The sequence below is a fragment of the Pseudenemella bisphenolivorans genome (genome assembly GCF_051133435.1).
Classification (GTDB): Bacteria; Actinomycetota; Actinomycetes; order Propionibacteriales; family Propionibacteriaceae; genus JAAYAO01.
Genome location: NZ_JBPGNY010000006.1, coordinates 102,613 through 126,085 on the forward strand (window position 1 = coordinate 102,613; position 23,473 = coordinate 126,085).

Consider the following 23,473-nt stretch of genomic DNA (forward strand, 5'->3'; position numbering starts at 1 on the left):
CCTACCCCGCTTCCACGCCGATCACCCATCGGGTCTGCGCATTTCGGATAGCGGGGGACGCGAACCCTTTATAGTTCTAAAGAGATCCAAAGGAGACGCGATGGTGCGCAACCCCTTCACCCCGACCTTCGGCAAGACCCCACCGATCCTGGCCGGACGCGACCAGATGGTCGAGGACTGGGCCTATGCGATCGATCAGGGGGTCGGTGCCCCGGGCCGGGCCACCCTGCTGACCGGTGCCCGTGGGGTGGGCAAGACCGTGTTGCTCAATGTGCTCGAGGACGAGGCCCGCGGCCGCGGCTGGGTGGTGATCAGCGAATCCACCTCACCGGGGCTGATGGATCGACTCACCGACTCCGAGCTGCCCCGGGCGCTGCGATCCCTCGACCCGCGCGGGCAACTCACCCGCAAGATCACCGGCATCACCCTGCCGACCTGGCTCGGGGGCGGCGGGGTGCAGACCTCGGTGGCGGCCGACTACAACGTGCAGTGGGACGCGCGGATGATGTTCGAGGCGATCGGCACCATTCAGGCCGGCAAGGGAGCCGGGCTGTTGATCACCGTGGACGAGATCCACCGCAGCGCCGAGGACGACCTGCGTCGGCTGACGATGATCGTGCAGCACATGTTCCGCGAGGAACTGCCCGTCGCCTTCGTGGGCGCGGGGCTGCCGTCCAGCATCAAGGCCCTGCTGCGCAAGGACACCCCGATCACCTTTCTGCGTCGGGCGGTGCAGGTGTCGTTGACCAGCGTGCGCGACGCCCAGGCCAGCCGGGCGCTGGCGATTCCGGCCCGGGACGCGGGCGTGCCCTTCGATGCCGATGCGCTGCGGGCGGCCGCCGCCGCGAGCCAGGGCTACCCCTTCCTGATCCAGCAGATCGGGTACGAGTGCATCCGGGTGGTGACCCGCGACCGGGCCGAGTCCATCACCACCGGCCATGTCGAACTGGCGGTGTCACGGGCTTTGGCGACCATGCACACCCAGGTGCACGAAACCGCCCTGGCCGGATTGTCGGAAGTCGACCGCACCTTCCTCGACACCCTGGCCCGAGCCGATGGGCCGATGCGTACCGGGGCGATCGCCGAACAGATGGGGGTCACCACCAAGTACGCCGGGGTCTATCGAAGGCGGTTGATCGATGCCGAGATCATCGCCCCGGCCGGCTACGGGGAGGTCGATTTCGAGCTGCCCTACCTACGGGAGTATCTGCGCGAGCAAGCCGACGACTGAGCCCGGCCCGCCGTTACTCGTCGCGCAGCACTCGACCGACAGGCCGCCCCCGGGCATGGCTACAGCAGATTGAGCGCCCGCCCCATCCGCACCGCACTGTGGCGGTCACGGACGCCCAGCCTGCGGTAGATCTCCTTGGTGGTGGATCGAATGGTTTCGACCCCCACGTGTTGGGCGCGGGCAATCTGCGCCAACGTTCTGGAGGAGTCCAGAGCTTCGAGCACTTCGAGCTGTCGACGCGTCAACTGCGTCGTGGGCTCGGGCGGTGACGGTGTCGGCGCCAGCCCGGGATACCGGTCGGTGGACAGACCGAGCCGGTCGACCACCAGCTCCTGGGCGACCCGGGGCAGCAGGCAGACCGCATCCAGTGATTCCTCCCAGAGCACCGACGAGAACAGCACCTCCCGCTCGACATCGGAGATATCGGGAAGGCTCAACATGACCCCCACCGCCAGGGCTCGGCAGCGTGGGGTGAGATCGACGATGCCCAATTCCTGCCGCGCCAGCAGGCCTGCGGTGGTGTGCCGACCGGCCGCGAGTTCGCTGTACGCCTTGACGATGCCGCCCTTCTCGGAAGGGAGGGCCGCGCGGTCGACCCATTTCTGGGCCGAGTCGAGGTGGCCCTCACGGGCCTCGACCAGCGCCAGGATCATGAAGAACGGCCACCACGTCCACGCCGGATACTGCGACCAGGTACTCAGGTTCGCGATCGATCTCAGGTGCGTCAACGCCCCGTTCGCGTCACGCATCAGCACGGCCCGCAGCGCTTCCACCTCGGCCTCGAAGGCGATGAAGCTGGCATTGGGGTCGCTCAGTTGCAGCCCTTCCTCACCATCGGCCGATGGCAGCGACGTGAAGCGCCTGGTGATCTCGACCAACCGGTCGCTGTCCTCGTTGAACCCGCCGTACAGGCGAACCTTCTCGTCGTAACGTCGCAGCCAGTACTGGGCGGTGGACGGCATGCCGATCACGGCAGCCAGGAACGCGAGCCGAGACATCGTGGCGATTCTCAACGCGTGCACCATTTCCCGGTGGTCCAGCCACTGGGTGAGCCGCAGGGCCCGGTTGGCCAGTTCGTAGGCCTCTTGCAGTCTGCCCAACTGGGTGGCGTTGTCGGCGGTACCCAACACCACCAGGATCAGCACGATGGCGAGATCCGTCCTCGCCCCGCCGGTGTATTGGGCTGCTTCCTCCTCGGTGGACTCGATCCACGTCATCACATGTTCGAGCCGGTCCGAACCCACGTCTGGAGGAACGGTCCAGATGGGGATGGGCGGAGTGAGCAGATCACGGACGCAGGCGATCCCCGATTCCGGCTCCGGCTGACGTTCCTGCTCGAAGAGCATCTCCAGATCGGCATAACTGCGGTGGGTGCCGTTCGCCGGGGACGATGCCCTCAGTTCGCCGTCCAGGAACCGTCGCGCGTGGGTCAGGTAGCGCAGATTCGCTGCCACGGTGCAGGGCCACAGAACTTTGATCCTGGCCCGCAACGCATACCCGGCAGCGGCCAGCAGGTGCATGGAGTCGGCGAGCACCGCATCCAACCCGGCCCAATCCTGCAGACTGGTGAGTACCTCCAGTTTGTCGAAGGCGCCGATCGTCGGGGTGGCCACGGCCGCCGCTCGCAGGGATCTCCTGATGCGCTGCGACAGTTGTGGGTCGAAGCGCGCAACAACTTCCCGGGCCGCCTCCAACAAGGCGTAGGGGGCGACCTCATCGGTACTGCTCGCACCCAGGAAAAAGGCCCCGCTGCGGACGTCGCGGACATCGTCGGCGTTGATGCCTTCACCCATCATGTGACTGGCCAGGCTGGCCATGGTCTGACAGGAGAGCATTCCGCCCCACACGTGCAACATCAACAACGGATTGTTGCGGGCCGCTGCCACGAACTGCTCCGCCCAGGGCATGGCCGCCTCCATGATGGGTGCCGGAACCTCCGGATCATCGAGGTCAACCGCTGCCACCAGACCCGGTACAGCTCCGGTGAATGCCTCCAGACTGCTGGTGGCTCCCGGGATCTGCTGCACCTTCGGCGGCAGCAGCGAGGCCATCTCCTGCGCGGTCATGACCAACACGTGGTGGCCCAATACCCGCTCGAAGCCCAGATCGGAGATCTCGGCCGGAATCTCGTTGGCGTCCACGATCACCAATAGGCCGCCGATCTGCCCGCCGGCCACTGCCTTCAGCAGGTGCTCGGCCCCCTCGACGAGAGTTCCGATCCGGTCGGCCGGCACTTTCACCAACAGCACCTTGCCGGCGTGGGCGTCCAACGCGGGCTCGGGGGAATCGAGAACCAGCTCGGCCACTGCATCGGGCCCGTGCATGGTGGTGAGTGCCCCGCGGCACAGTTCTTGCGCCAGAAACACGTCCGGAGCCACCAACAGAACGGACCGACCATCGGTCAGGACAGAGCAGAGCCGCGGACCCATCACTTGGAGCAAATTCTCCAATGTGGACGGGTATGGCAACGTACTGCCTCCTTTCCTGACCCGGATCCACGGCGGTCGACACATCATTGTGTCCGGGGTCGAGCCATAATGGCTCTCCTCATTCCGCCGTATATTGAATTCCTATTCCCGGCGCTCTCCCGTATTCATCCGGAGCCGAACTTGAATGCTCCACTCTACCGAATGAGTAAGCAGAGACCAGACCCTGCGGAAGTGTTCTTGAATACGGTGAACCACCCTATTTACGACTGTTGGTTCTCGTTTTCAATTCCACCGGCTGCGTGCTCAGTCGGACGAGCCCGCGAAGACCGGACGAGACGTCCCACGGCCCACAGCAGAGTCACCGTCAGCACGAAAATCGTGAGCCGAGTGACGTATTGCCAGAATCGAACCGCGCCTGCCTGATCATCGTTCTGCTCGATGCGGCGGACTTGCTCGCGAGCGTCGTTGCTCCCTGCCGACTCGGTGCTGTCGGCGTCTTCGTGGGGTACTCGAACCGAGTTTACCAAAAGTCGCTTGTCGTTGACCGGTGCCGGCGTGCAGGTGAGCAGGGTGAGCATGTCCCGGTCGGCGACGGCGGCCAGTTTCTCACCCTCGGACGGCAGGATCACCTCGGAGTCCACCACCTCGTAAGCCAGCACCTTCCCCAGCACCACGACGTAAATGCGGTCCCCGGGTTCGAGCCGATCGGCGAACAACAGGAAGTGGTTGTTGTACCAGCCGTTGTGCCCGGCAATGACGCTGCGCGTGCCTTCCCCACCGACCGGCAGACTGGTGCCCTCGACCTGGGCCAGGCCTTTGGCCATGTTGTCGTAGGACGCACCGAGATAGACCGGTTGGCTCAGGGCGATGCTGGGAATGATGATGTGGGCGAACTCCCCGTCCTCGTCGGCCAGGGGGTTGGCCTGCTCGTCGAGTTCGGTGCTGAACGGATCCACCACGTCGTACCCGGTTTGTTCGAGGCGGGAGTTGTGGCCGCGCGCCTCGCTCAGGCGACGGTCCAGGTTGCCCTCCCCCGTCATCCGGTCCAGATAGGTTTCCACCGACCGATACCGGGTCAGCGACTGGTACTCGATCAACGTCAGCGGGATCAACGCGAAGAGCAGACCGGCGATGATGAGCAGCAGCCCCACCGTTCTACGCCGCACGGCGTGAACCCCGTTTCCGGGAGCGGCCCCTTCTGACGAAGATGATCCCCACCACGACCACCACGGCACCCAGCCCGAGAGCGAGCGCGAGGTCCCAGGGGATGATCGGTGCCTGTTCGGCCGAGCCCGCGTACTCGCTCAACTCGACCCGGTGACCTCGCACCAGCAGCCGATGCGAGTTGATCATGTACGGCGTACAGGTCAGCAAGGTGACGTAGTCCTGACCTTCCACCACGAGCACGTCGGAGAAATCGCTCGGTTCGACGATGGTGATCTGATCGACCTTGTAGGCCATCGGCCCGTCGATGTTGTGGACGAGGAAGACGTCATCGACTTCCATCTTGTCCAGGTCGGTGAACAAGCGGGCCGAGGGAAGACCCCGGTGCGCGGTCAGTACCGAATGGGTGCCGGCCCCACCGACCGGCAGGCTGGTGCCCTCCATGTGGCCGATACCGCGCTGCAGCACTTCGTCGGAGGTTCCCGCGTACATCGGCAGATCCTGGCCGATCTTGGGAATCTCCACGTGGCCGAGCATCTCGTGCACCTCGAGCATGCGGGCGTACTCGGCCCGTCCTTCGCGGGCACGCTTGGAGTAGGGATCCGAAATCCGGGACGGGTCCAGCGATTCGTTGTAGGCGCGGGCCAGGTCGATGCGCTGATCGATGACTTCTTGGTCCAGCTCGCTGCGGCCCTCCTCGAAGTCGGTGACCCGTTCTTCGGCGTCGGTGGAGTAGTAGAGCTGGGTGGCCAAGGGGTAGAGCACGATGGCCAGGCCCACGAGGAAGATCACGATGGACTTCCAGTGGGCACGCAGGAGCCGAAGCGCAGACCTGTCGGTCGCTTCGTCCGGTGCCTGCGGCGTATCGGGGACGTCAGTCTTCTGCACGGGCCGCCTCCAGGGATGCGATGCGACGGGTCAACTTCCGGCGCCGGAAGTATCCGCGCAGAGCCACCAGCAGGGTGATCAGGAACAGTCCGGTGGCAGCGAAGAAGGCCAGTCGGTAGAAGTAGCCCCGACGCTGCTCGGCGATATTGCGTTCCTCCACCGCGGCCACGTATTCGACGCGATGGCCGCGCACCAGCAAGCGGTGTGAGTTGATCATGTACGGCGTGCAGGTGAGCAGGGTGGCGTAGTCGTGGCCGGGCTCCACGAGCAGGTCATTGAAGTTCTCCGGCTCCACGACCTTGATCTGGTCGATCTGGTAGGCCATCACCCCACCCACGTTGTGGATGTAGAACTTGTCGCCGATGTCGAGACGGTCAAGTTCGGAGAACAGGCGTGCCGACGGCAGCCCCCGGTGCGCGGTCAACACCGTGTGGGTGCTGTTGCCCCCCACCGGCAGGCTGGTGCCCTCCAGATGCCCGACGCCCTTCTGCAACACCGATTCGGAGGTGCCGGCATACATCGGCAGGTCCAGCGCCAGCTTGGGAACCGACACATGCCCGAGCCGCTCATGCAACTCCAACATGCGGGCGTACTCGGCCACCCCTTCCTTCTGCTCTTCGGTGTAGGGGTCGGAGAGGTTGCCGGTCTCGAGTGCTTCGTTGTACCCACGGGCCAGGGCCAGGCGCCGCTCCACCTCTTCGGGGCTGAGCGCCGCCCGCGCATCCTCGAACTCCTGGGTGCTCTGAGCAGCCCCGGTGTCATAGAAAATTCGAGTTAGTAGTGGGTAGGCCAAGATGGCCAATCCGACAATGAAGATCAGAAAGAATGGCCACCGCTTTCGCCGCGACGGCGCCTGGATCTCCCGCCGGGCTGTGACGGTCATCGACTTTCTCGTGCCCCGCGATAGAAGTAGACGCCCATGCCGATCAGAATAGCAGCGGTGATCAGCGAAATCAGCAGCGTGATATCTCCCGCCTTGGGGATTTCACTGGGCGGCAACGCGACATTGGTGATGCTGATTATCGTGCTGTCGTCATAAGAGTTGTCATCGACGGTGAACGCAATCGGCTCACTCAACTGGCGGTAGCCGGCGGGCGCTTTGGTTTCCATCAGGTAGTAGCGGCCGTGGGCCAGGCCGGTGATGTCGAACCTGCCATCGCGGCCCGACGTCACGACCACGGGGTGTCCCCCGATCCGGACGCGGCTGTACTCGTCGGCGTCGTTCTTGGCCATCAGCACGAAACTCGCACCGGCGAGCTTCTCCCCCGAGCCATTCACCTTGACGAATCGTTCGCCACCGGTGGGCGGCGGCGGTGGGGGTTCGGTGGGTTCGACCACCTTGGGATGGACGGTGACCTCGGTACTGACGGTGCCGTCGGCGGCCACCTGGGGCAGGTCCACCACGAAGGGGGCACTGATCATGAGCGTGCTGGAGCCATCGGCCAACGCCGCCCGTCCGTAGTAGCGGCCATCGGGCAGGTCGGCGAAGGTGGCATTGCCGGTGTCATCGACCGGCGCAGTGACGTGGTTGGGATAGCGAGCAGCGAGCTGGGCATCGTCCAAGGGCTCGAGCTGTTCGGCAACGGTGTGGGGGTCGCTATCGGTGTCGGCGATCTGCCAGACGGTGTAGGCCACCGGCCGGACGGCCCCCTCCTCGGCACTGGGGTGCACGATCAGGGTGTTCCGGCCCGCGGCGTGAGCCGCCAACCCGAGGAGGGCGGACAGGACAACCACGATGGTGGTCACGACCCCCCTCGTCCAGAGCTTCTTGCTCAGCATGTCCGCACCTCCTTCGGGCGTGGTGGTTGCTCGGGGTGGTCCGGGAGGGCCGAAGCCCTCCCGGACCGGGGTTGATCAGCCGTTGACGCTACGGCGACGCATGCCGTAGAACGCAACACCCATCAGGGCGAGGCCGGCCACGATGAAGACGACCGTACCGATGCCACCGGTGGGCGGAATGGTGATCTTCTTGTTGGAGACTTCCTCACCCAGCTTGACCGACGGGTTGTCGTTGTAGCTGGTCTTGGTCACCGTGAACGGGAAGTCGGTGGTGCGAAGCGCGTAGCCTTCGGGGGCCACGACTTCCTTGAGCACGTAGGTGCCGGGGTGCGAGATGGTGTTGACCTTGTCCTCCTCGGTACCCGGAGCCGCGCTGGTGGGCTCGTAGCCCTGCAGACCGAGGATCTCGAACTTGCCATCCGCGCCGGAACGCAGGTACACGGGCGAACCGACGGCCGGCACGTTGGTGGCGCTGGTGGCGGTGTAGTCGCCGCCGGCCTCGGTGGCGAACAGTCCGGCGTCGATGCCGGCCTTGTTCATGTTGATCATGGCCTGGGTCCACACCACCTGGTTGGTGGCGGTTTCACCATCGGCGTTGTGCAGGGCGAACACAGCACCCGCGAGCGCGCTGCCATCGCCTTCGTCAACCTTGACGAAGTTCTCGCCACCGGTCCACACCTCGGGCTGATCCTCCGGCGGAACGTTCTTCGGCTTGCCCTTGACGCCGGAACCATTGGTGTAGTCGAGGGTCACGTCGTTGGGGATCGGGGTGCCGACCACGGCGGTCTCGTTGATGACGGTGTCGAAGGTGATCCGCAGGTTGTTACCGGGGGTCAGCTTCGCGATACCGGTCTCGGTGAAGTCGATCACCAGGGTGCCACCGGCCTGGCCCACAGTGGGCTGGGTCAGGGTGTAGTCGGTGCCTTCCACCAGGGTGCCGTCACCGTTGGTGACCACGACGTTGTTCTGGTAGTTCAAGCGGGTGTCGATGTTGTCGGTGAACTTCAGTTCCTGGTACTCGGCAACATCGGCGGGCAGGTTCGGCTTGATCAACCAGGTGACGGTGTCGCCCACGTTGGCCGAGTCGGAGTCGTTGCCTTCCTCGGTGACATCCTTGTCGACGGTGGGCTCGTCACCCACGGTGTTCTTCGGGTAGACGTAGACGTCGGTCAGTTCCGAGCCATCGGCCTGCACCAGCGGCAGCTTGAGCCCGAACGGAACAGCGGCCGAGGCGTTGACCAGCGGGCCGTCCTCACCGGGGGTGTTCTCCACGAACCAGTAGAAGCCGTCACCCAGGGTGAGGCTGACCTGGCCGTTGGCGTTGGTCGGACCCACAGCGGTGCCGGGCGAACCCACGTAGGCGCTGACGGCGTCAACGGTCTCGTAGTTCGCGGAGGCAGCCATCATGGTGTTGTACTGCTCCTCGGTGACGCTCCAGTAGGTGAAGGTCACGCCCGGCAGGGCTTCGGTGCCCTGGCCGAAGAAGCCGTCGATGTCGTTGATCTGGCCACCGGTGTAGGTCTCACCGTTGTTACCGGTCGAACCCTGACCGTCGGTGCCACGGGGCCAGCCCTCGAGGCTGGTCATCTTGAGCTTCGTAATGGTCACGTTGGTGTCCGCAGCGTGAGCGTTGCTCAGCGGAGCCAACACGAGCGCCAGGCCCAGTAAGAAGGCCCCGATCGTTCGTAGTGTTCGCATGTTCACTGTCCTTTGTTCAGGCGGTATGGAATGGATGCTTCGGATGTACTTGGTGGAGGCCGGGTCGGGCCGAGGTGCGCTCAAGTCATGCCCGCCTCCTCGCCCGGGTTCTGAGGACGGCCCACGCCATCAGCGCCAGCCCGACGAGAGCGAAGGGCAGCGTGCCCGGACCACCGGTCATGGGCAGTTCCAGGGGCTGCAGGTTGGTGAATTCCAACCGTCCCTCGACCAGCCCCAGGCTGCCGTCGGACGGCGAGATGTCCGAGATCCCGGCCCCGCGTCCGACGGTGAAGCTGTAGACGGTCGGGTCCACCGCGTAGCCCTCGGGGGCCTTGGTTTCCTTCAGCCAGTACTTGCCGCCCGCCAGATCGGTGAAGGTCACCTCACCGCTGGCCGGAACCACCACGGTGCTGTGCACGGTGTTCTGGTCGTTGGGTCCGTACAGCGTGAATTCCGCACCGGCCAGGCGCTCACCATCGGCGTTGACCTTCACCAGGGTCACATCGCTGGGCGGGGTCTCCACCGACACGCAGGCGATGTTGTCTTCCTTCCAGATCGGGCTGTAGCCGGTGTCCTCACCGGCCAGGGCCACGACATTCGGGATTCCGAGGTTGGTGTCGGTGTGCGGCCCACCCGGATTCGCCGTGAGCATGGAGCACTCGGCCAACGTGTCGGCATTGCGCTCGTAGGCCGACTGGGTTTGCCCTTCCGGCACGGTCAGGTCCAGGCGCAGCGGGATGGTCACGTCGATGACCGCGGTGGCACCCGGGGCTAGCCCGGTCACGCCGCTGGCGATCTCGGCACCGTTCTCGAGCGATCTGCGGCCGAAGTAGCCGCCATTGAACGGGAACTGGACCTCACCGGCGGAGCCCTCCACCTGGGTGAAGATGGCCGGCCCGTCCACACGGTCGTTCCAGGTGAGGCCCTCGGGCACCACGAAGGTGTCGGTGATCGCACCGGAGTCGGCCGTCATGGTCGACAGGTTGGTGACCTTGATCTGGTAGTGAGCGATGAACTTGCCGTTGCCGTCCGGACGGAGGGTGACACCCACGTGGGGATTGCCCTCGACGGGGTCATCGGCAACCTTCTCGATCTTGAACTTGACGGGTTGCACCGGGATGCAGGCCACGTTGTCCTCGATCGGGATGTCGTTGTAGGTGAGATCCTCGTTCGCGATGCCGGTGACGTTCGGAATGCCCGAGTTGCCGGTGGTGTACGGGTTGCCGCCGGCCGAGGTCTCGTCCTCACAGACACCCAGGGTGGCTGCATGCTCCTCGAACTTCGTGCCGGTGCCGGTGGAGGCAGCGCTGGTATCGATCTTGAGCGGAATCCGCAGGGTGAACACGACCTGGCCGTTGTGGGGCAGGTTCCTGATCGCCTCGGCGAGGGTGGCTTCGGTCGAGAGAGCGTCTCGGGACACCTGCGTGGGCGACCCTGTCACCGTCACGCCTGCGGGGGCCTGGTAGCTGAGGGTGGCGGGCTTGTCGCCGTCCCACAGCAGGCCGTCGGGTACCAGGAACTGGTCCCACACCGGGCCGGTGTCGATCGTGGCACCGGATTGGTTCGTGACGGTGATCCGGTACTCGGCGGTGAAGGTGCCGTTCTCGTCCGGAATCACCGGCTGGCCGATATGCGGGTTCTCGGTGGGGTCGGCGGCCGTCTTGACGACGTGCACCTTCGGTTTCTTGGTGTTCTTGATGACGCACTCGACATGGGCGCCATCGGCCACCGACACCGCGCCCTCCTCCACCGGGACGACGGCGTTGGTGTTCACATCGCGACAGGCCCAGTAGGCGTAGCGAACGTACTGACCGCTGGTGGCGCCATCGTCGTTGCCCTGTTCGCTGAGTGAGTAGCTACCGGGCACGACCCGGCCGCTCGGGCCGATCGCCCCGGAGGTGGACGAGGTGCCGTTCAGCGGGGTGGGGCCGTCGGCACGCAGATCGAAGTACTGCGAGTCGGTGCTGTTCACCAGGTTGCCGTTGGCATCGACGATCTGCTTGATCAATCGCAACTGGGCGATGGAGACCGGCGCACAGGCGTCGTTGTTGTTCGGCCCGTCGGAGTCGTCGTTCATCGTGACCAGGTTGAAGAAGCCCCCGGCCGCCGGTGTGCCGGCACCCTCGGTGTTACAGGTTCCGGCGGTTGACCAGTTGACCGCGTTCAGGTCGCCGGCCACCGCTTCGACCTTGACCGTGTAGGCGCGGAAGACCGGTTGATCACCGCCCAGCATCTCACCGGGAATCGTGAAGGTGCTCAGCGAGCTCTGCGCCACGTCGTCCAAGTACAGGCCGGTGACCCGAAACCCTTCCGGAACCGTCACCCGGTCGGTGATGGTGGGGAACACCCCGGGCTTGGACCCGGAGTTGGTCACCACCACGAGGTACTCGATCGTGAGGGTGCCGTCGGCGTTGAGGGTGCGCTTGGTGCCGGTGGTTCCGGCCGGCGCGATCGAGCCGTCCTCGTTGATGATCGACTTCTGCACCTTGAACTGCGGGGTGAGCGGCGGGTACGGCTCCTCGGTCGGGAAGGCACAGGAGGCGAAGTCGGACGGCAGGCTCACCGAGTACCCGACCGCACGCTCGTCAACCCCGGTGATGGCCAACGTGTCCCGATTGACGGTGTAGAGGGCCCCGGTTCCCATGCCCAGGTAGAGCGTGTCGCCCAGGAAGGCCATGGCACGCATCCGCTCGCCACCCATCTCGCCGATGTTGTTGCGGCCCTGCACGATGTAGGTCTGGCCGTCGGCGGGCAGATCGGAAACCCGCATCTTGGCGAGGTACTGCTCTCGGAACGCACCGGTCGCACCTTCGGAGTAGCGTCGCCCGGCGATGTAGAGATTGCCCGACCCGTCGAAGGCGATATCGAGTGCCGTGACAGGGGCGGTATAGGTGATCAGGAGGGGCTTGTACTCGATCTGCAGCGTGCCGCCGACCTTCCAGGTGGCCGAACCCCCCGCCAACAGGGTGCTGATGTCACTCTCGGTCAGCCAGAGCACCCGCCCATTCACGGTGATGATGTACAACGACCCGTCGGGAGCGAAGTTCGCCGCCCACACCGGGCCGTAGCTGGTGCTCGGCCTCGGCACGTTCAGCACGGTGGTGGTGAACGAGGACTCACCCGTTTCGGTCACCCGCAGATCGCCAGGCCTCGACAACGAAAAGGCCTTCGTCGGGTACCGGTCCGTCGCGGCCAAGGCGTCGGTTTGCGGGAGCGCTTTGGCCAGCAGCGTCCTGGTTCGCCGCTCGGCGGGCTCCCACAGGTACAACGAACTGTCGTTACCGGTGGTGTTCTTGAGCGTGCTGGACGTGACGAACATGTTGTCGACACACGACGCCGGCGGAGCCACACCGGGGGTGGTGAACACGTCGGCGTCCGAATCGGAGACCACCTTGCCCATCCGACCGATCTGGGTGGAGATACCGAAAGGCCTCGACAGCGTGAAATCGGTGGAAACACCACCGTCCAGGCAGTTGGCGTAGGTGACCAGGCGCTTGACCTCGATGGTGGAACCCGCCGGCAGCCAGGTGTTGCCCGTTCTGGTCTCCGGGTCGTAGGGCCAGTTCAGCGAATCCAGCCACTTGGCATTCCGGTAGAGGCCACCCTGCCCCGAGAGTTCCTCGAGGTAGATCGGCACCGAGGGGTCGTTGGCGATGTAGGTGGCGTTCTCCATCACCTGGGCGGTGATGTCGTTGCCGTCGGCGTCCAACACCTTGATGGTGTCGCGGTCGGCGAGCGGATCGTTCCAGGCCCGGATCGTCCGGTCACCGGGTGCGAGCATCACCTTGCCCTGACCGGCCGTGTCGTTGAACTTGATGTCGGCCAGCCAGCCGCCGCCCTTGGTGACCCTCTGCTTGAAGGTGTAGGTGCCGGTGCACTGCAGGGAGGGGGCCGAGGACTCGACCATCTCGAGGCCGATCTCCAAGGTGCCATCGACATCGGCGCGGGCACTGGCCATCACGGGCGTGCCCGGCAGCAGGTCGGTCTGGACCGTCGCCGTCTTGGTGAAGACCGGGGTGACGGTATTCGGCAGGTTGGTGAGCCGGAAGGTGCACTCCCTGGTGTCACAGGTCGCACCGTCCTTCACCGCAACGGTGCCCCCGTTGAGTCCACTCCAGTCGCCCCCCGATGGCACCGAGTCGAAGGGGGCAGCGGCATCGGCGTAGACCGTCACGTCGGTCCAGCGGGTCAGCCCCTGCTCGACCATCCTGTCGAAGGCGAAGGACATCGTGTAGGTGAACTGATCGCCCTGCTCGGGATCGGGATTGGTGGGCGAATGCGAGACGTCCACCTCGACGGTGGGGTCGGCCGCGGCCTCGATCTCGAATTCCTCGGGGGTGTACCCCTCGGCATTCTGGGGACTGACGAAAAGGCCGGCGAGCATCGCCACGAGGGCGAGCACCAATGCCAATGAGTGCACGACTCGGGTGGAACGCTGCGCCTCTCGCCTCTTCACGTCACCCCCTGTGGGCCACTCGACCAGGAACACTCTCGCCTGTAGTAGTAACTGTCCTGAACATTTCGCTACGGCGGCACCACTCGCAACCCACCCGTCCACGCCAGGCTGAGAGAATCCTGAACCCGCGGCGACAACACCCCTCCCCCTGGAACATGGAGTTGACAAGGGGAGATGCAGATGAATACAAGTGTGATCGGGTGAAATTTCCTGAGACCCCTCACCCGGAATCCTCAGAAATTCACCCTCTTTTTCACCCGCGCTTCACCCGTAATGTCTTCATACCGACATGAGGGATGAGCCCGCGGGCCTCGACGGAGGTGATCTGTAAACAACTTTGGGAACCTCACCCGGCACCGCTTGGCCGCCACCGCCGCTGGCGGGCCGGATTACACTGCAGACATGCCGACACTGGTCGCAAGCACTCCCCTGGCCCACGACCGCAATGCAGTTTTCGCCTGGCACGAACGCGCCGGCGCCTTCACCCGGCTGACCCCGCCGGGCTTCGGCCGGGTCGAATCCGAGAGCCCGAGTCTGCGCCCGGGTGCCACCGCCACCATGCGGATCAACCTGCCGGGACCGAAGCTGCCGATCGGTCGCCCCGTCTCCACCCGCTGGGTGGCCCGGCACGTGGAATACGACCCGCCGCGGTCGTTCACCGACGAGATGACCTCGGGGCCGCTGCGGTCGTGGCGGCACGAGCACGACTTCGCCGAGGTGGACGGCCGGACCCTGCTGATTGATCGGGTCAGCTACGAACTACCCCGTTGGGCCCGGGTCGCCGGGAGCTCGATCGAGCAACGGCTCGGGCAGTTCTTCGCCTATCGCGGACGAGCACTCAGCGCGGATCTGGACTTTCATGCCCGCTATTCGGGCGAGCGGCGCACCGTCCTGATCGCGGGGGCGTCCGGTCTGGTGGGCAGCCAACTGGCTGCTCTGCTGAGTGGTGGCGGGCACCGGGTGCGTCGGCTGGTGCGGGGCCGCACCGACCCGCATCGCGATGAGGTCTTCTGGGATCCCGAGGCCGGCCGGTTCGATTCGGCGGTGCTGGACGAGGTGGACGTGGTGATCAACCTGGCCGGGCATCCGATCGCCGGCCGATTCACCCCGGCGCATCTCGACCGGGTGCGCCGTTCCCGGGTGGCGAGCACAGCCCTGCTGGCCGGGGCCCTGGCCGAGCGGGCCGCCGATGGGCGCGCCCGGGCTTTGATCAACGCCTCGGCCAGCGGCTACTACGGCTCCGATCGGGGCGATGAGCTCTTGAGTGAGGATGCCGCTCCGGGCACCGGCCCGCTGGCCGAGATCGTCCGGGCCTGGGAGGAGGCGACCCGACCGGCCGCCGAGGCCGGGGTGCGGGTCGCGTGCGTGCGCACGGGCATCGTCCAGTCACCGGCCGGTGGGCAGTTGGGCTTGCAGTTGCCGCTGTTCACCGCCGCGCTGGGCGGCCCACTGGGTGATGGCCGCCAGTTCATGCCGTGGCTGGCGATCGATGACATCGCCTACACCTACGCCTTCCTGGCGCTGACCGACAACGAGGGGCCGTTCAACGCCGCGGCCCCCGGCATCGTCGACGGCAACACCTATGCCCGCACCCTGGCCGAGGTCGTGGGGCGTCCGGCCTGGGTGCGGGTGCCGAAGTTCGCGCCCGCCCTGCTGCTGGGCAAGGACGGCGCCGACGACTTCGCCCTGGCCGGCCAGCGGATGGTGCCCGAGCGGCTCACCGCGGCCGGCTTCCGATTCGGCTATCCGAACCTGGCCGATGCCCTGCGCCACGTACTGGCGACGGGTGAGGACGGGCCGACCACGGTCTCCTGCACCGGCTGAGCGCCGGCGCTGTCACCAGCTCGACTTGGTGATCCCGGGCAGTTCGCCGCGGTGGGCCAGGGTGCGGAACCGGACCCGGGAGACCCCGGCCTTGCCGACGAATCCTCGAGGCCGACCGTCCACCGCATCGCGATTGCGCAGCCGCACCGGGGAGGCATCGCGCGGCAGCTTGCTCAGCGCCCGCACCGCGGCCGCCACCTGGTCGGGGTCACCGACCCGGATCTGCTCCTTCAATTCGGCGCGGCGCTCGGCATGGCGGGCGACGATCTGCTCGCGTCGGCGCTGCGCGGCGATCTTGGATTTCTTGGCCATCAGCGGGTCTCCTTGAACTCGACGTGCCGGCGGATCATCGGGTCGTATTTGCGCACCACCAGCCGGTCGGGGGTGTTGCGCCGGTTCTTGCGGGTGACATAGCGGTAGCCGGTTCCGGCGGTCGATTCCAGGGTGATCTTCGGGCGCACCTCGCCGCTCTTGCGTGCCATTACAGCCGCACCCCCCGCGCAGTGAGGTCGGCCACGACGCGGTCGATGCCACGCTGGTCGACGGTCTTGATGCCCCGCGCCGACAGCCGCAAGGTCACATACCGCCCCAGGGACGGCACCCAGTAGCGCTTGCGCTGGATGTTGACGTCGAACCGCCGCTTGGTGCGGCGATGGCTGTGACTGACGTTGTTTCCGAAGCCCGGGCCGGCCCCGGTGACCATGCAGGTGTTTGACATTCACCCCTCCTTTTGAGAATGATTCTCATTATTGTTACACGCGAATGGAACAGGACGCATCTCAGCGATGAAGAAGAACACCCACCCCCGTTACCAGCCGGTGGTTTTTCGCGACAGCACCACCGGTGATCTGGTGCTGACCCGTTCGACCATGACGTCGGAGGAGACCGTCGAATACGAGGGACGCACCTACCCGCTGATTCGGGTGGACGTGACCGCGGCCAGCCATCCGTTCTGGACCGGACGCCATCGCGAGATCGACACCGAGGGCCGCGTGGAGCGCTTCCGGCGCCGCTACGGCCAACAGGGCCGGCGATGAACCCCTCGGTTGGATGGGCCCAAGTACCGGTGATGCTGGTCACCGGCGTGGCCGATACCCCGATGACCGCCGCCGGCATGGGCCTGCAATGGGACCTGCCCCATCCGGTGATGGTGGTGCACGACCTCGACCCCGCCCGGGGCCTGCTGGTGCGCACCGTCAGCGACATCACCGGCGTACTGGAACGGGTGGAGATCGAACTCGAACACGCCTGCACCCAGTGCGCGATCCGCGAGGACGTGATTCCGACCCTGGCCCGGCTCGCCGCCGACGGCAGGTGGAGTTCGATCGTGGCCCGGTTACCGATCGGCGCCGAGGCCGGCCAGGTGTGCCGGGTGCTCGCCCGCGAACCCCGTCGAGCCCCACGGGTGCGGATCGCCGGGGTTATCAGCGCCCTGGACGCGGCCACCCTGACCGACGACCTGACCGGGCCGGACTGGCTGGTCGAACGCAACCTGTCGATGGAGGACGATCAGCGCGGGGTAGCCGAGGTTGCCTGCGCCCAGATCGAGTACGCCGACGTGGTTGCCGTTTTCGGCCAACCGGAACCGGCCGAGGCCGACCTGCTGCATTTCGTCCGGGGGCTGGCCCGGCCGGGCTCGATGGTGGTCACCGACTGGCCCGGCTTCGACGGACGCCAGTTGCTGGCCGGTATCCACGACCACCCGTACACCGAATCGTGGGTACACCCGGTACCGGATTTCCCGGCCTCGACCACCGGCAACGAGGCGGTCTGGCGGTTGAGCCTGCAGTCGGATCGCCCCTGCCACCCCGACCGGTTCCTCGGTCTGGTCGAGGACATGGGTGCGGGCACTCACCGCAGCCGCGGTTGTTTCTGGCTGCCCACCCGTCCCGGGTCGATCTGTGCCTGGGACGGTGCGGCCGGTCAGGTCAGCCTGGGCTCGGTCGGTCGCCGGGGTCAGCAACGAACCCCGGTCACCCACCTGGTGTTCACCGGCCTGATGATGCACGGCGATCCGCGCGAGGAGTTGCGGGCCGCTTTCGACAGTTGCCTGCTGACCGATGCCGAGCTGGCCGGGCGGGGCACCATCTGGGAGACCGTGTACGACGGCCTGGAGCCCTGGCTGGGTGCGATCCACAACGTGGCCTGAGCCGGTTTAGGCTCGCCGAGTGGAACGTCTGATCACCGCGAGCAACGGCACCGAACTGTGCATCGACGAGTTCGGTGACCCCGAGGCTCCCCTGGTGGTGCAGTTGGAGGGGCATCAGGCCCAGTTGGTGTCGGTGCCCGACAGTTACTGTCACCGACTGGCCGATGCCGGCCTGCGGGTGATCCGGGTCGACAACCGTGATGTCGGACGGTCCCAGCGCTTCAGCGGCGTGGAATACACCCTCACCGAGATGGCCGAGGACATCCACGGCCTGTTGCAGGTGCTGGGCCGTCCGGCGGTGGTGTGCGGACGGTCGATGGGCGGGGCGATCGCCCAATTGCTCGCCGTCCATCACCCCGAATCGGTGCTCGGGCTGGGGCTGTTCTACACCTTCACCAAGCACCACCATGCCGGTCGGATTCCACCCGAGAGCTCCGCCCCCTTCACCGGCCCGGCTCAGTACCGCGCCTGGTTGCAGCGCTCCCTGCCGCCGATCGCCGGGCCCGACCATCCCTACTCGGCGGAGTATCTCGAGTGGTTGGCACGTACCCAGTGGGCCCGCGGGGTCGACTGGGACGGTTACCAGCGCCAGCACCGGGCGATGTGGCGAGAGCCGGCCTGGGCCGAGGCGCTCACCGGGGTGCGGGTGCCGGTTGCCATCGTGCACGGTGCAGCCGACGCGTTGACCCCGCCGGCCAATGCCGAACTGCTGGCCCGGTTGCTGCCGCAGGCCGAACTGCATCTGGTGCCCGGCCTGGGGCATCAGCAGCCGGAGGCTCTGGACGACCTGTTCGTCGCGGCCACCCTGCACGCCGCCGGCCGCTGAGACGCGGGGCCGTTGAGTCGGCGGGCCACGACGCCCGGAAAGCGGCTCGACGTCGGCAATCTCACCCATGTCGGTGGTTGACCCGGCTGACCGGGCGAGAGACGGTGGAGTATGACCGAACAGCCCGAGTTTCCCGAAGCACCGGAGGATGTCGATCACACTTACGGTGAAAACATCGCCGACCTCGATCTGACCGACGAGCAGGAGCGCAACGCCAAGCTCTATCTCGAAGACCCGGAGGCCGTCGACGATGTGCCGTGGTCACCGCCGGAACGACGTCCGCTGGGTGCCCAGTTCACCGACGAGCACGGCGAGTCCATCGAGCAGCGGCTGCGCCAGGAAGAGCCCGAGGACGGCACCGCCTACGGCGCGCCCTCGCGTGGCGGTGAGGCCGATGATCAGCCCGGCGGCCGGCGCGTGATGATCGGCGGGGACGACCCCGATGCGATTCCGGCCGACGAGGATTGGCTGGGTCACCCGGAGTGAGCATCCACCCGCACAACTGTTCCTAGACGGAGACCCGTGAGCGACGAACCCAGCGACAACGCCGGTCCCACCGGATTTCTGGCCGAGCATCCCCGCACCCGAACCGTCCTGCTGGTAACCGCCACCATCGTTCTGGTCGGGCTGGCGCTGCAGACCCTGGCAGAGGGTGCGGCGTTGATTCGGGCGGTACTGGTGCCCACCGCGGTGGCGGTGCTGTTGACCGCCTTGTTGATGCCGTTGATGGTGTTGTTGAACCACCGGCTGAAGTTCCCGCGCACCCTGGCTGCGGCGGTGACCTTGTTGATCGCGCTGACCGTGGTGGCGGGGCTGCTCACCCTGGCCGGGGCCCAGATCGCGGCCGGTATTCAAGAACTGCTGGCGGCCACCACCTTCGAGCTGCAGCAGTTGAAGAACTGGCTGACCAACTCGCCGTTGCCGATCCAGGCCGAACAGGTCGACAACGTGTTGACCCAGATCGAGGCCTGGCTGCGCAATCACCAGGCCGAGATCGCCCAGGAGGCGACCGGCCTGGGTGCCGGGGCGGCGAATCTGCTGGTGGCCACCGTGCTGTGCCTGGTCGGGACGTTCTTCTTCCTGGCCGAGGGTGACCGGATCGGCACCTGGTTCATCATGCTGCTGCCCAAGCGCTCGCGGGAGCGGGTCTACCAGGCCTGCCGGCGCGGCTGGGTAACGATCGGCACCTACACCAAGACCCAGTTGATCGTCTCGGCGGTGGACGCGATCGGGATCGGGATCGGCGCGGCTGTGCTCGGGCTGCCGCTGGTGCTGCCGATCATCGCGATCACCTTCATCCTGTGTTTCATCCCGATGGTCGGCGCGATCCTGTCCGGCGCCATCGTGGTGCTGGTGGCGATGACCTTCGAGGGCCTCACCACCGCGATCATCATGTTGGTCATCGTGGTCGCGGTACAGCAGTTGGAGTCGAACATTCTCAGCCCACTGCTGATGGGCAAGGCGGTCAACGTCCATCCGATCGGTGTGCTGCTCGGGGTGGCGACCGGCACCTATCTGCTCGGTCTGATCGGCGCCCTGTTCGCGGTGCCCTTCCTGGCCACGATGAACACGATGATGAACTACCTGGCCGGACGCGATCCCTTCCCCGGTTTGAACGAGGGCCGCAGTGCGCTCACCGAATCGCCGAAACGGTTGATGGGGAATCAGGGCAAGATGCGCTTTCCACCGCGGATCGGGCAGGCCACCCCCGATTGGGTGCAGGGCCAGATCGACCTGCAGGCCCGCCGGATGCGTCGTCGGCGCTGGGACAAGACCGTCGACGACGAGGAGTGACCGTGGCCGTGTGGCGCGGGGCTCAGGCGTAGCGTCCGGCCGCGTCCAGCACCGGCCCGAGGTAGCCGGTACCGAACAGTGCCAGGTGCAACAACAGCGGATGCAACTGGTGCAGGGCCACACGTTCGGCACTGCCCTCGGCCGGCGGGGTCGCCGCCCGGTAGGCGGCCGTGATCTCGTCCAGGTGGGGGCAACCGAACAGCGCCAGCATCGCCAGGTCGGTCTCGCGGTGTCCGCCGTGGGCGGCGCAATCGATCAGCACCGCACCGTCGGGGGTCCACATCACATTGCCCGACCACAGGTCACCGTGGATCCGGGCCGGCGGGTCGTCGGTGTCGAACTCCCCGGCGGCGCAGCGCTCGGCCACCCGTTCGACCAGCCGGGCCTGCGAGGCCGACAACACATTGCGGTCGCGGCAGCGGGCGACCATCGGCAACAACCGTTGTTCGGCCCAGAACTCTCCCCAGGACGCGGTCGGGCGCAGCACCAGAGGTAGCGGTTCATCGGCCGGCCCCAGAAAGCCGTCACCCTGCCAGCCGACCGGTGGCGCCCCGTAAGCCGGGGCACCCGCGGCGTGGGTGCGGGCCAGCCGCTCCCCCAGGTCGCGCGCGGCCTCGCTCGAGGCAGGTACGGGCTGCAGCCGTTGCAGGTGCAGCACAGTGTCCGACACATCCATCACCTCGACCACCCGGGCTCCGTCGGCGACCTCGGCCAGCCAGGCCAGCCCGGCGGCTTCCCAGTGCAAATACCCCGCGGGCGCGTCCCGGACGGTCTTGGCATAGCTGGTCATGCCCCAAACCCTAAGCGGCCGGACAAGCCATCCCCGCGGACACATTCCCGTCAGCCGGTGTTCACCATTCCTGTGGCTGGGCCTCACCCACTCGTGAAGGGATGGTCGGTGCACAAGCCCGTCTACCACCCCCTGAGAAAGGCTCATTCATGTCCGTTGCTCAGCATTCGCTGGGACGGCTGACGCGCGTGCTGTTGGCTCTTGCCTTGCTCGCGACCGCAGCCCTGCTTGCTCCGTCACAGGCCCGTGCGGCCACCGGCGGCACGCTGTCCATGGCCTCCACCACCATCGAGAAGGGTGCCCCGGTGGTGATCGAGTACACCGCCGTCAAGCCGCTGGCCAAGAACTGGGTCGGCATCTACAAGCCCGGCCAGGAGCCCGGCAGCGTCAACTCGACCTACTGGGAGTACACCCCCGACGCCTCCGGCACCGTCACCTTTCCCGATGTGAGTGAGGGCCGTTGGGTGGCCCACCTGTTGGAGAACGACGGGTACACCCAGCTCGCCACCCCGATCGAGTTCACCGTCGGCACCCCGCCGGAGAAGCCCACCCCGGCCGATCCGCACACCCCCGCCCCGCTGAACACCGCCGACACCGACGGGGTGATCTTCCGGGAATCCTTCGATGCGCTGTCCGACCAGCTCGAACCGCGGGTCGACGATCCGGCCATCCCGGCCGGCAAGGTCGGGTTCACCCACACCACGCCGGAGGGCTGGGAGAGCAGCTACGACGAGTCGATGGAAGGCATCGGGGTCACCGAATGGCGTGGCTGGTCGTTCACCACCCGTGAGTTCTGGACCGCCGCCGAAGACCAGATGCGCTTCCGCTTCGGCCGTTCCCAGGACGTGATCGCGGTGGTCGACTCCGACGAGTTCGCCGACGCGAACAACGTGCCGCACAACTTCGCCGCCACCCTCACCTCGACCCCGGTCGACGTGGCCAACCACAAGGCGATCGAGCTGTCCTTCGACTCGCACTACCGTGGCGCCGCCGATCAGACCGCCGTGGTGACCGTGTCCTTCGACCAGGGCGAGGAGCGGGAAGTGGTGCGCTTCGACTCGAAGACCGTCACCGATGACTACGACGGCTCGAAGATCAACTCCAACGAAACCCACCGCATCGAGGTGCCCGAGGGCGCCAAGACCGCGACCTTCGCCTGGAAGTTCGAGTCCAAGGAGGACTCCTGGTACTGGGCGATCGACTCGGTCACCGTCCGTGGCGACCTGGCCGAGCAGCCGTCGAAGCGCACCAGCGCCTGGGTGGTCTCCGACATTCAGGGCCACCCGCAGGATCTCTCGCACGGCCTGACCGACCTGCACGAGGTTCGCCCCGAGGCCGGCGGCCTGCTGATGGTCGGCGACATTGTCGCCACCGGCACCGAGGCCGAGTGGAACGAGATCTACCAGGTGATGGAAGAGCGCAAGGACATCCTGCCGCCGGTGACCGCTGCCGCGATCGGTAACCACGAGTCCTACGCCCAGGGCGGCTGGCCGGTGCTGCGGGATCGTTTCCTGGAGTTCGCCGAGCGCGACAAGGTCTGGGGCGAGTACGTCCTGAAGGGTGCCGCCGGTGACCTGCCCGTGCTGGTGATCGGACAGGAGTTCGCGCGTTCCCCGGAGGTGCCGATGTCGGCCGAGCAGGTGGCCTGGTTGTCGGAGCGCCTCGACCACTGGTCGAAGCAGAAGAAGATGGTGCTGGTGATCTCGCACTTCCCGTTGGGTGACACCCACTCGGCATCGTGGATTCCCTGGTACCACAAGGCCTACCAGTACAACGACCTGATCACCGAGATCATGGCCGACCACCCGAATGCGGTGATGATGAACGGGCACACCCATTACCCGGCCGAGCTGGGTGACTGGGCGGTGCAGCGACGCACCGCCGAGGGGCACCCGGACGGGTTCTGGGCGATCAACACCCTGGCCATGCACATCGAGTGGGACGCGAAGGGTGAGAACACCCAGGGCATCAAGGAGGTCACCACCCGCGACATCAACCGGGGTCTGACCGTCGACCTGTACGACGATCGCCTGGTGGTCACCGCCCGGGACTTCGGCACCGTGGCCGACAACGGGATGGACAACTCGATCAACGAGGAACTGCGCTCGGTGACGATCGCGAATCCGTTCGTGCAGCCGAAGGTGGAGGGCGATCTCGACCCGACCCCGACGCCGGATCCGACTCCGTCGCCGTCACCGTCGCCCGACCCGACCCAGTCGCCGACCTCGTCCCCGTCGGCGAGCACGAGCCCGGAGGCCGATGAGTCGACGGCTGCGCCCAAGCGTCGTCCGACCGGTCTGCCGGACACCGGCGCGCTGAGCGGTTCGGTACATCGCAACGCCGCCTGATAACACCCCTCCGATGGCCCGGTCGCTTCCACGGCGGCCGGGCCATCTTCCTGTTTCATGTGGGATGTGCAGGGACGGGTCGAGCAGGCGTTGTTCC

At 66.4% G+C, this 23,473-nt stretch carries 19 protein-coding genes; 8 read left to right on the top strand and 11 right to left on the bottom strand.

Annotation, left to right across the window (positions count from 1 at the left end):
* Window positions 1-100: 100 nt before the first annotated feature.
* Window positions 101-1,231, top strand: coding sequence for an ATP-binding protein (locus tag ACR4XW_RS14515; RefSeq protein WP_434761284.1), 1,131 nt, complete (start codon window positions 101-103; stop codon window positions 1,229-1,231).
* 59 nt (window positions 1,232-1,290) lie between these two features.
* Here the strand turns inward: ACR4XW_RS14515 and ACR4XW_RS14520 are convergent, their stop codons facing one another.
* From ACR4XW_RS14520 to ACR4XW_RS14550, 7 genes are all read right to left on the bottom strand, one after another.
* On the bottom strand, window positions 1,291-3,597 hold the full coding sequence (locus ACR4XW_RS14520) for a helix-turn-helix transcriptional regulator (protein ID WP_434761285.1): 2,307 nt from the start codon (window positions 3,595-3,597) through the stop codon (window positions 1,291-1,293).
* A gap of 323 nt (window positions 3,598-3,920) precedes the next feature.
* The gene (locus tag ACR4XW_RS14525; protein ID WP_434761286.1) at window positions 3,921-4,826 is read right to left on the bottom strand and encodes a class C sortase; all 906 of its coding nucleotides are present in this window, start codon (window positions 4,824-4,826) and stop codon (window positions 3,921-3,923) included.
* The gene (locus tag ACR4XW_RS14530) at window positions 4,816-5,712 is read right to left on the bottom strand and encodes a class C sortase (protein ID WP_434761287.1); all 897 of its coding nucleotides are present in this window, start codon (window positions 5,710-5,712) and stop codon (window positions 4,816-4,818) included. The genes ACR4XW_RS14525 and ACR4XW_RS14530 overlap by 11 nt, the downstream gene beginning before the upstream one ends.
* Window positions 5,699-6,595: a class C sortase gene (locus tag ACR4XW_RS14535; RefSeq protein ID WP_434761288.1), complete on the bottom strand. Its 897-nt coding sequence runs from the start codon at window positions 6,593-6,595 to the stop codon at window positions 5,699-5,701. Before ACR4XW_RS14535 ends, ACR4XW_RS14530 begins: the two co-directional genes overlap by 14 nt.
* Window positions 6,592-7,491 (bottom strand): SpaA isopeptide-forming pilin-related protein, encoded by a 900-nt coding sequence (locus ACR4XW_RS14540; protein WP_434761289.1) that lies wholly within the window; start codon window positions 7,489-7,491, stop codon window positions 6,592-6,594. Before ACR4XW_RS14540 ends, ACR4XW_RS14535 begins: the two co-directional genes overlap by 4 nt.
* A gap of 75 nt (window positions 7,492-7,566) precedes the next feature.
* The gene (locus tag ACR4XW_RS14545) at window positions 7,567-9,189 is read right to left on the bottom strand and encodes a SpaH/EbpB family LPXTG-anchored major pilin (protein ID WP_434761290.1); all 1,623 of its coding nucleotides are present in this window, start codon (window positions 9,187-9,189) and stop codon (window positions 7,567-7,569) included.
* Between the two features lie 85 nt (window positions 9,190-9,274).
* The gene (locus ACR4XW_RS14550) at window positions 9,275-13,645 is read right to left on the bottom strand and encodes a SpaA isopeptide-forming pilin-related protein (RefSeq protein WP_434761291.1); all 4,371 of its coding nucleotides are present in this window, start codon (window positions 13,643-13,645) and stop codon (window positions 9,275-9,277) included.
* Window positions 13,646-14,047: 402 nt separating this feature from the next.
* Between ACR4XW_RS14550 and ACR4XW_RS14555 the strand changes: the two genes are divergently transcribed.
* The gene (locus tag ACR4XW_RS14555) at window positions 14,048-15,469 is read left to right on the top strand and encodes a TIGR01777 family oxidoreductase (RefSeq protein WP_434761292.1); all 1,422 of its coding nucleotides are present in this window, start codon (window positions 14,048-14,050) and stop codon (window positions 15,467-15,469) included.
* Window positions 15,470-15,481: 12 nt separating this feature from the next.
* Here the strand turns inward: ACR4XW_RS14555 and rpsN are convergent, their stop codons facing one another.
* From rpsN to rpmB, 3 genes are read right to left on the bottom strand one after another with little or no spacing between them, the layout of a single operon-like run.
* A complete protein-coding gene (rpsN, locus tag ACR4XW_RS14560; RefSeq protein WP_434761293.1) occupies window positions 15,482-15,781 on the bottom strand; it encodes a 30S ribosomal protein S14 in 300 nt (99 codons plus the stop codon).
* Window positions 15,781-15,951, bottom strand: a complete 171-nt coding sequence (rpmG, locus tag ACR4XW_RS14565; RefSeq protein ID WP_434761294.1) for a 50S ribosomal protein L33 — start codon at window positions 15,949-15,951, stop codon at window positions 15,781-15,783. Before rpmG ends, rpsN begins: the two co-directional genes overlap by 1 nt.
* On the bottom strand, window positions 15,951-16,187 hold the full coding sequence (gene rpmB, locus ACR4XW_RS14570) for a 50S ribosomal protein L28 (RefSeq protein WP_434761295.1): 237 nt from the start codon (window positions 16,185-16,187) through the stop codon (window positions 15,951-15,953). The genes rpmG and rpmB overlap by 1 nt, the downstream gene beginning before the upstream one ends.
* 67 nt (window positions 16,188-16,254) lie before the next feature.
* Here rpmB and ACR4XW_RS14575 point away from each other — a divergent pair, with 67 nt between their 5' ends.
* The 5 genes from ACR4XW_RS14575 to ACR4XW_RS14595 all read left to right on the top strand — a co-directional run bounded on the left by ACR4XW_RS14575 (window position 16,255) and on the right by ACR4XW_RS14595 (window position 20,238).
* Entirely contained in the window at window positions 16,255-16,506 is a 252-nt protein-coding gene (locus ACR4XW_RS14575; protein ID WP_434761296.1) for a type B 50S ribosomal protein L31, read from the top strand.
* Window positions 16,503-17,618, top strand: coding sequence for a CobW family GTP-binding protein (locus ACR4XW_RS14580; RefSeq protein ID WP_434761297.1), 1,116 nt, complete (start codon window positions 16,503-16,505; stop codon window positions 17,616-17,618). Before ACR4XW_RS14575 ends, ACR4XW_RS14580 begins: the two co-directional genes overlap by 4 nt.
* Window positions 17,619-17,637: 19 nt before the next feature.
* On the top strand, window positions 17,638-18,444 hold the full coding sequence (locus tag ACR4XW_RS14585; protein ID WP_434761298.1) for an alpha/beta fold hydrolase: 807 nt from the start codon (window positions 17,638-17,640) through the stop codon (window positions 18,442-18,444).
* Between the two features lie 111 nt (window positions 18,445-18,555).
* Window positions 18,556-18,930, top strand: coding sequence for a hypothetical protein (locus tag ACR4XW_RS14590; RefSeq protein WP_434761299.1), 375 nt, complete (start codon window positions 18,556-18,558; stop codon window positions 18,928-18,930).
* Window positions 18,931-18,966: 36 nt separating this feature from the next.
* Window positions 18,967-20,238 carry an AI-2E family transporter gene (locus tag ACR4XW_RS14595; protein ID WP_434761300.1) on the top strand — a complete coding sequence of 424 codons (1,272 nt, stop codon included), beginning with the start codon at window positions 18,967-18,969 and terminating at the stop codon, window positions 20,236-20,238.
* A 22-nt stretch (window positions 20,239-20,260) separates the two neighbouring features.
* Here ACR4XW_RS14595 and ACR4XW_RS14600 read toward each other — a convergent pair whose 3' ends face one another.
* Window positions 20,261-21,028, bottom strand: a complete 768-nt coding sequence (locus ACR4XW_RS14600; RefSeq protein ID WP_434761301.1) for a fructosamine kinase family protein — start codon at window positions 21,026-21,028, stop codon at window positions 20,261-20,263.
* 149 nt (window positions 21,029-21,177) lie between these two features.
* Between ACR4XW_RS14600 and ACR4XW_RS14605 the strand changes: the two genes are divergently transcribed.
* Window positions 21,178-23,376, top strand: a complete 2,199-nt coding sequence (locus ACR4XW_RS14605; RefSeq protein ID WP_434761302.1) for a metallophosphoesterase family protein — start codon at window positions 21,178-21,180, stop codon at window positions 23,374-23,376.
* The last annotated feature ends 97 nt before the right edge of the window (window positions 23,377-23,473 follow it).

What these genes read in the sequence shown, in the direction of transcription:
- ACR4XW_RS14515 (WP_434761284.1), top strand. Translation starts at nt 101, where the DNA reads ATGGTGCGCAACCCCTTCACCCCGACCTTCGGCAAGACCCCACCGATC.
- ACR4XW_RS14535 (WP_434761288.1), bottom strand. Translation starts at nt 6,595, where the DNA reads ATGACCGTCACAGCCCGGCGGGAGATCCAGGCGCCGTCGCGGCGAAAG.
- ACR4XW_RS14540 (WP_434761289.1), bottom strand. Translation starts at nt 7,491, where the DNA reads ATGCTGAGCAAGAAGCTCTGGACGAGGGGGGTCGTGACCACCATCGTG.
- ACR4XW_RS14545 (WP_434761290.1), bottom strand. Translation starts at nt 9,189, where the DNA reads ATGCGAACACTACGAACGATCGGGGCCTTCTTACTGGGCCTGGCGCTC.
- ACR4XW_RS14555 (WP_434761292.1), top strand. Translation starts at nt 14,048, where the DNA reads ATGCCGACACTGGTCGCAAGCACTCCCCTGGCCCACGACCGCAATGCA.
- rpsN (WP_434761293.1), bottom strand. Translation starts at nt 15,781, where the DNA reads ATGGCCAAGAAATCCAAGATCGCCGCGCAGCGCCGACGCGAGCAGATC.
- rpmG (WP_434761294.1), bottom strand. Translation starts at nt 15,951, where the DNA reads ATGGCACGCAAGAGCGGCGAGGTGCGCCCGAAGATCACCCTGGAATCG.
- rpmB (WP_434761295.1), bottom strand. Translation starts at nt 16,187, where the DNA reads ATGTCAAACACCTGCATGGTCACCGGGGCCGGCCCGGGCTTCGGAAAC.
- ACR4XW_RS14575 (WP_434761296.1), top strand. Translation starts at nt 16,255, where the DNA reads ATGAAGAAGAACACCCACCCCCGTTACCAGCCGGTGGTTTTTCGCGAC.
- ACR4XW_RS14580 (WP_434761297.1), top strand. Translation starts at nt 16,503, where the DNA reads ATGAACCCCTCGGTTGGATGGGCCCAAGTACCGGTGATGCTGGTCACC.
- ACR4XW_RS14590 (WP_434761299.1), top strand. Translation starts at nt 18,556, where the DNA reads ATGACCGAACAGCCCGAGTTTCCCGAAGCACCGGAGGATGTCGATCAC.
- ACR4XW_RS14600 (WP_434761301.1), bottom strand. Translation starts at nt 21,028, where the DNA reads ATGACCAGCTATGCCAAGACCGTCCGGGACGCGCCCGCGGGGTATTTG.
- ACR4XW_RS14605 (WP_434761302.1), top strand. Translation starts at nt 21,178, where the DNA reads ATGTCCGTTGCTCAGCATTCGCTGGGACGGCTGACGCGCGTGCTGTTG.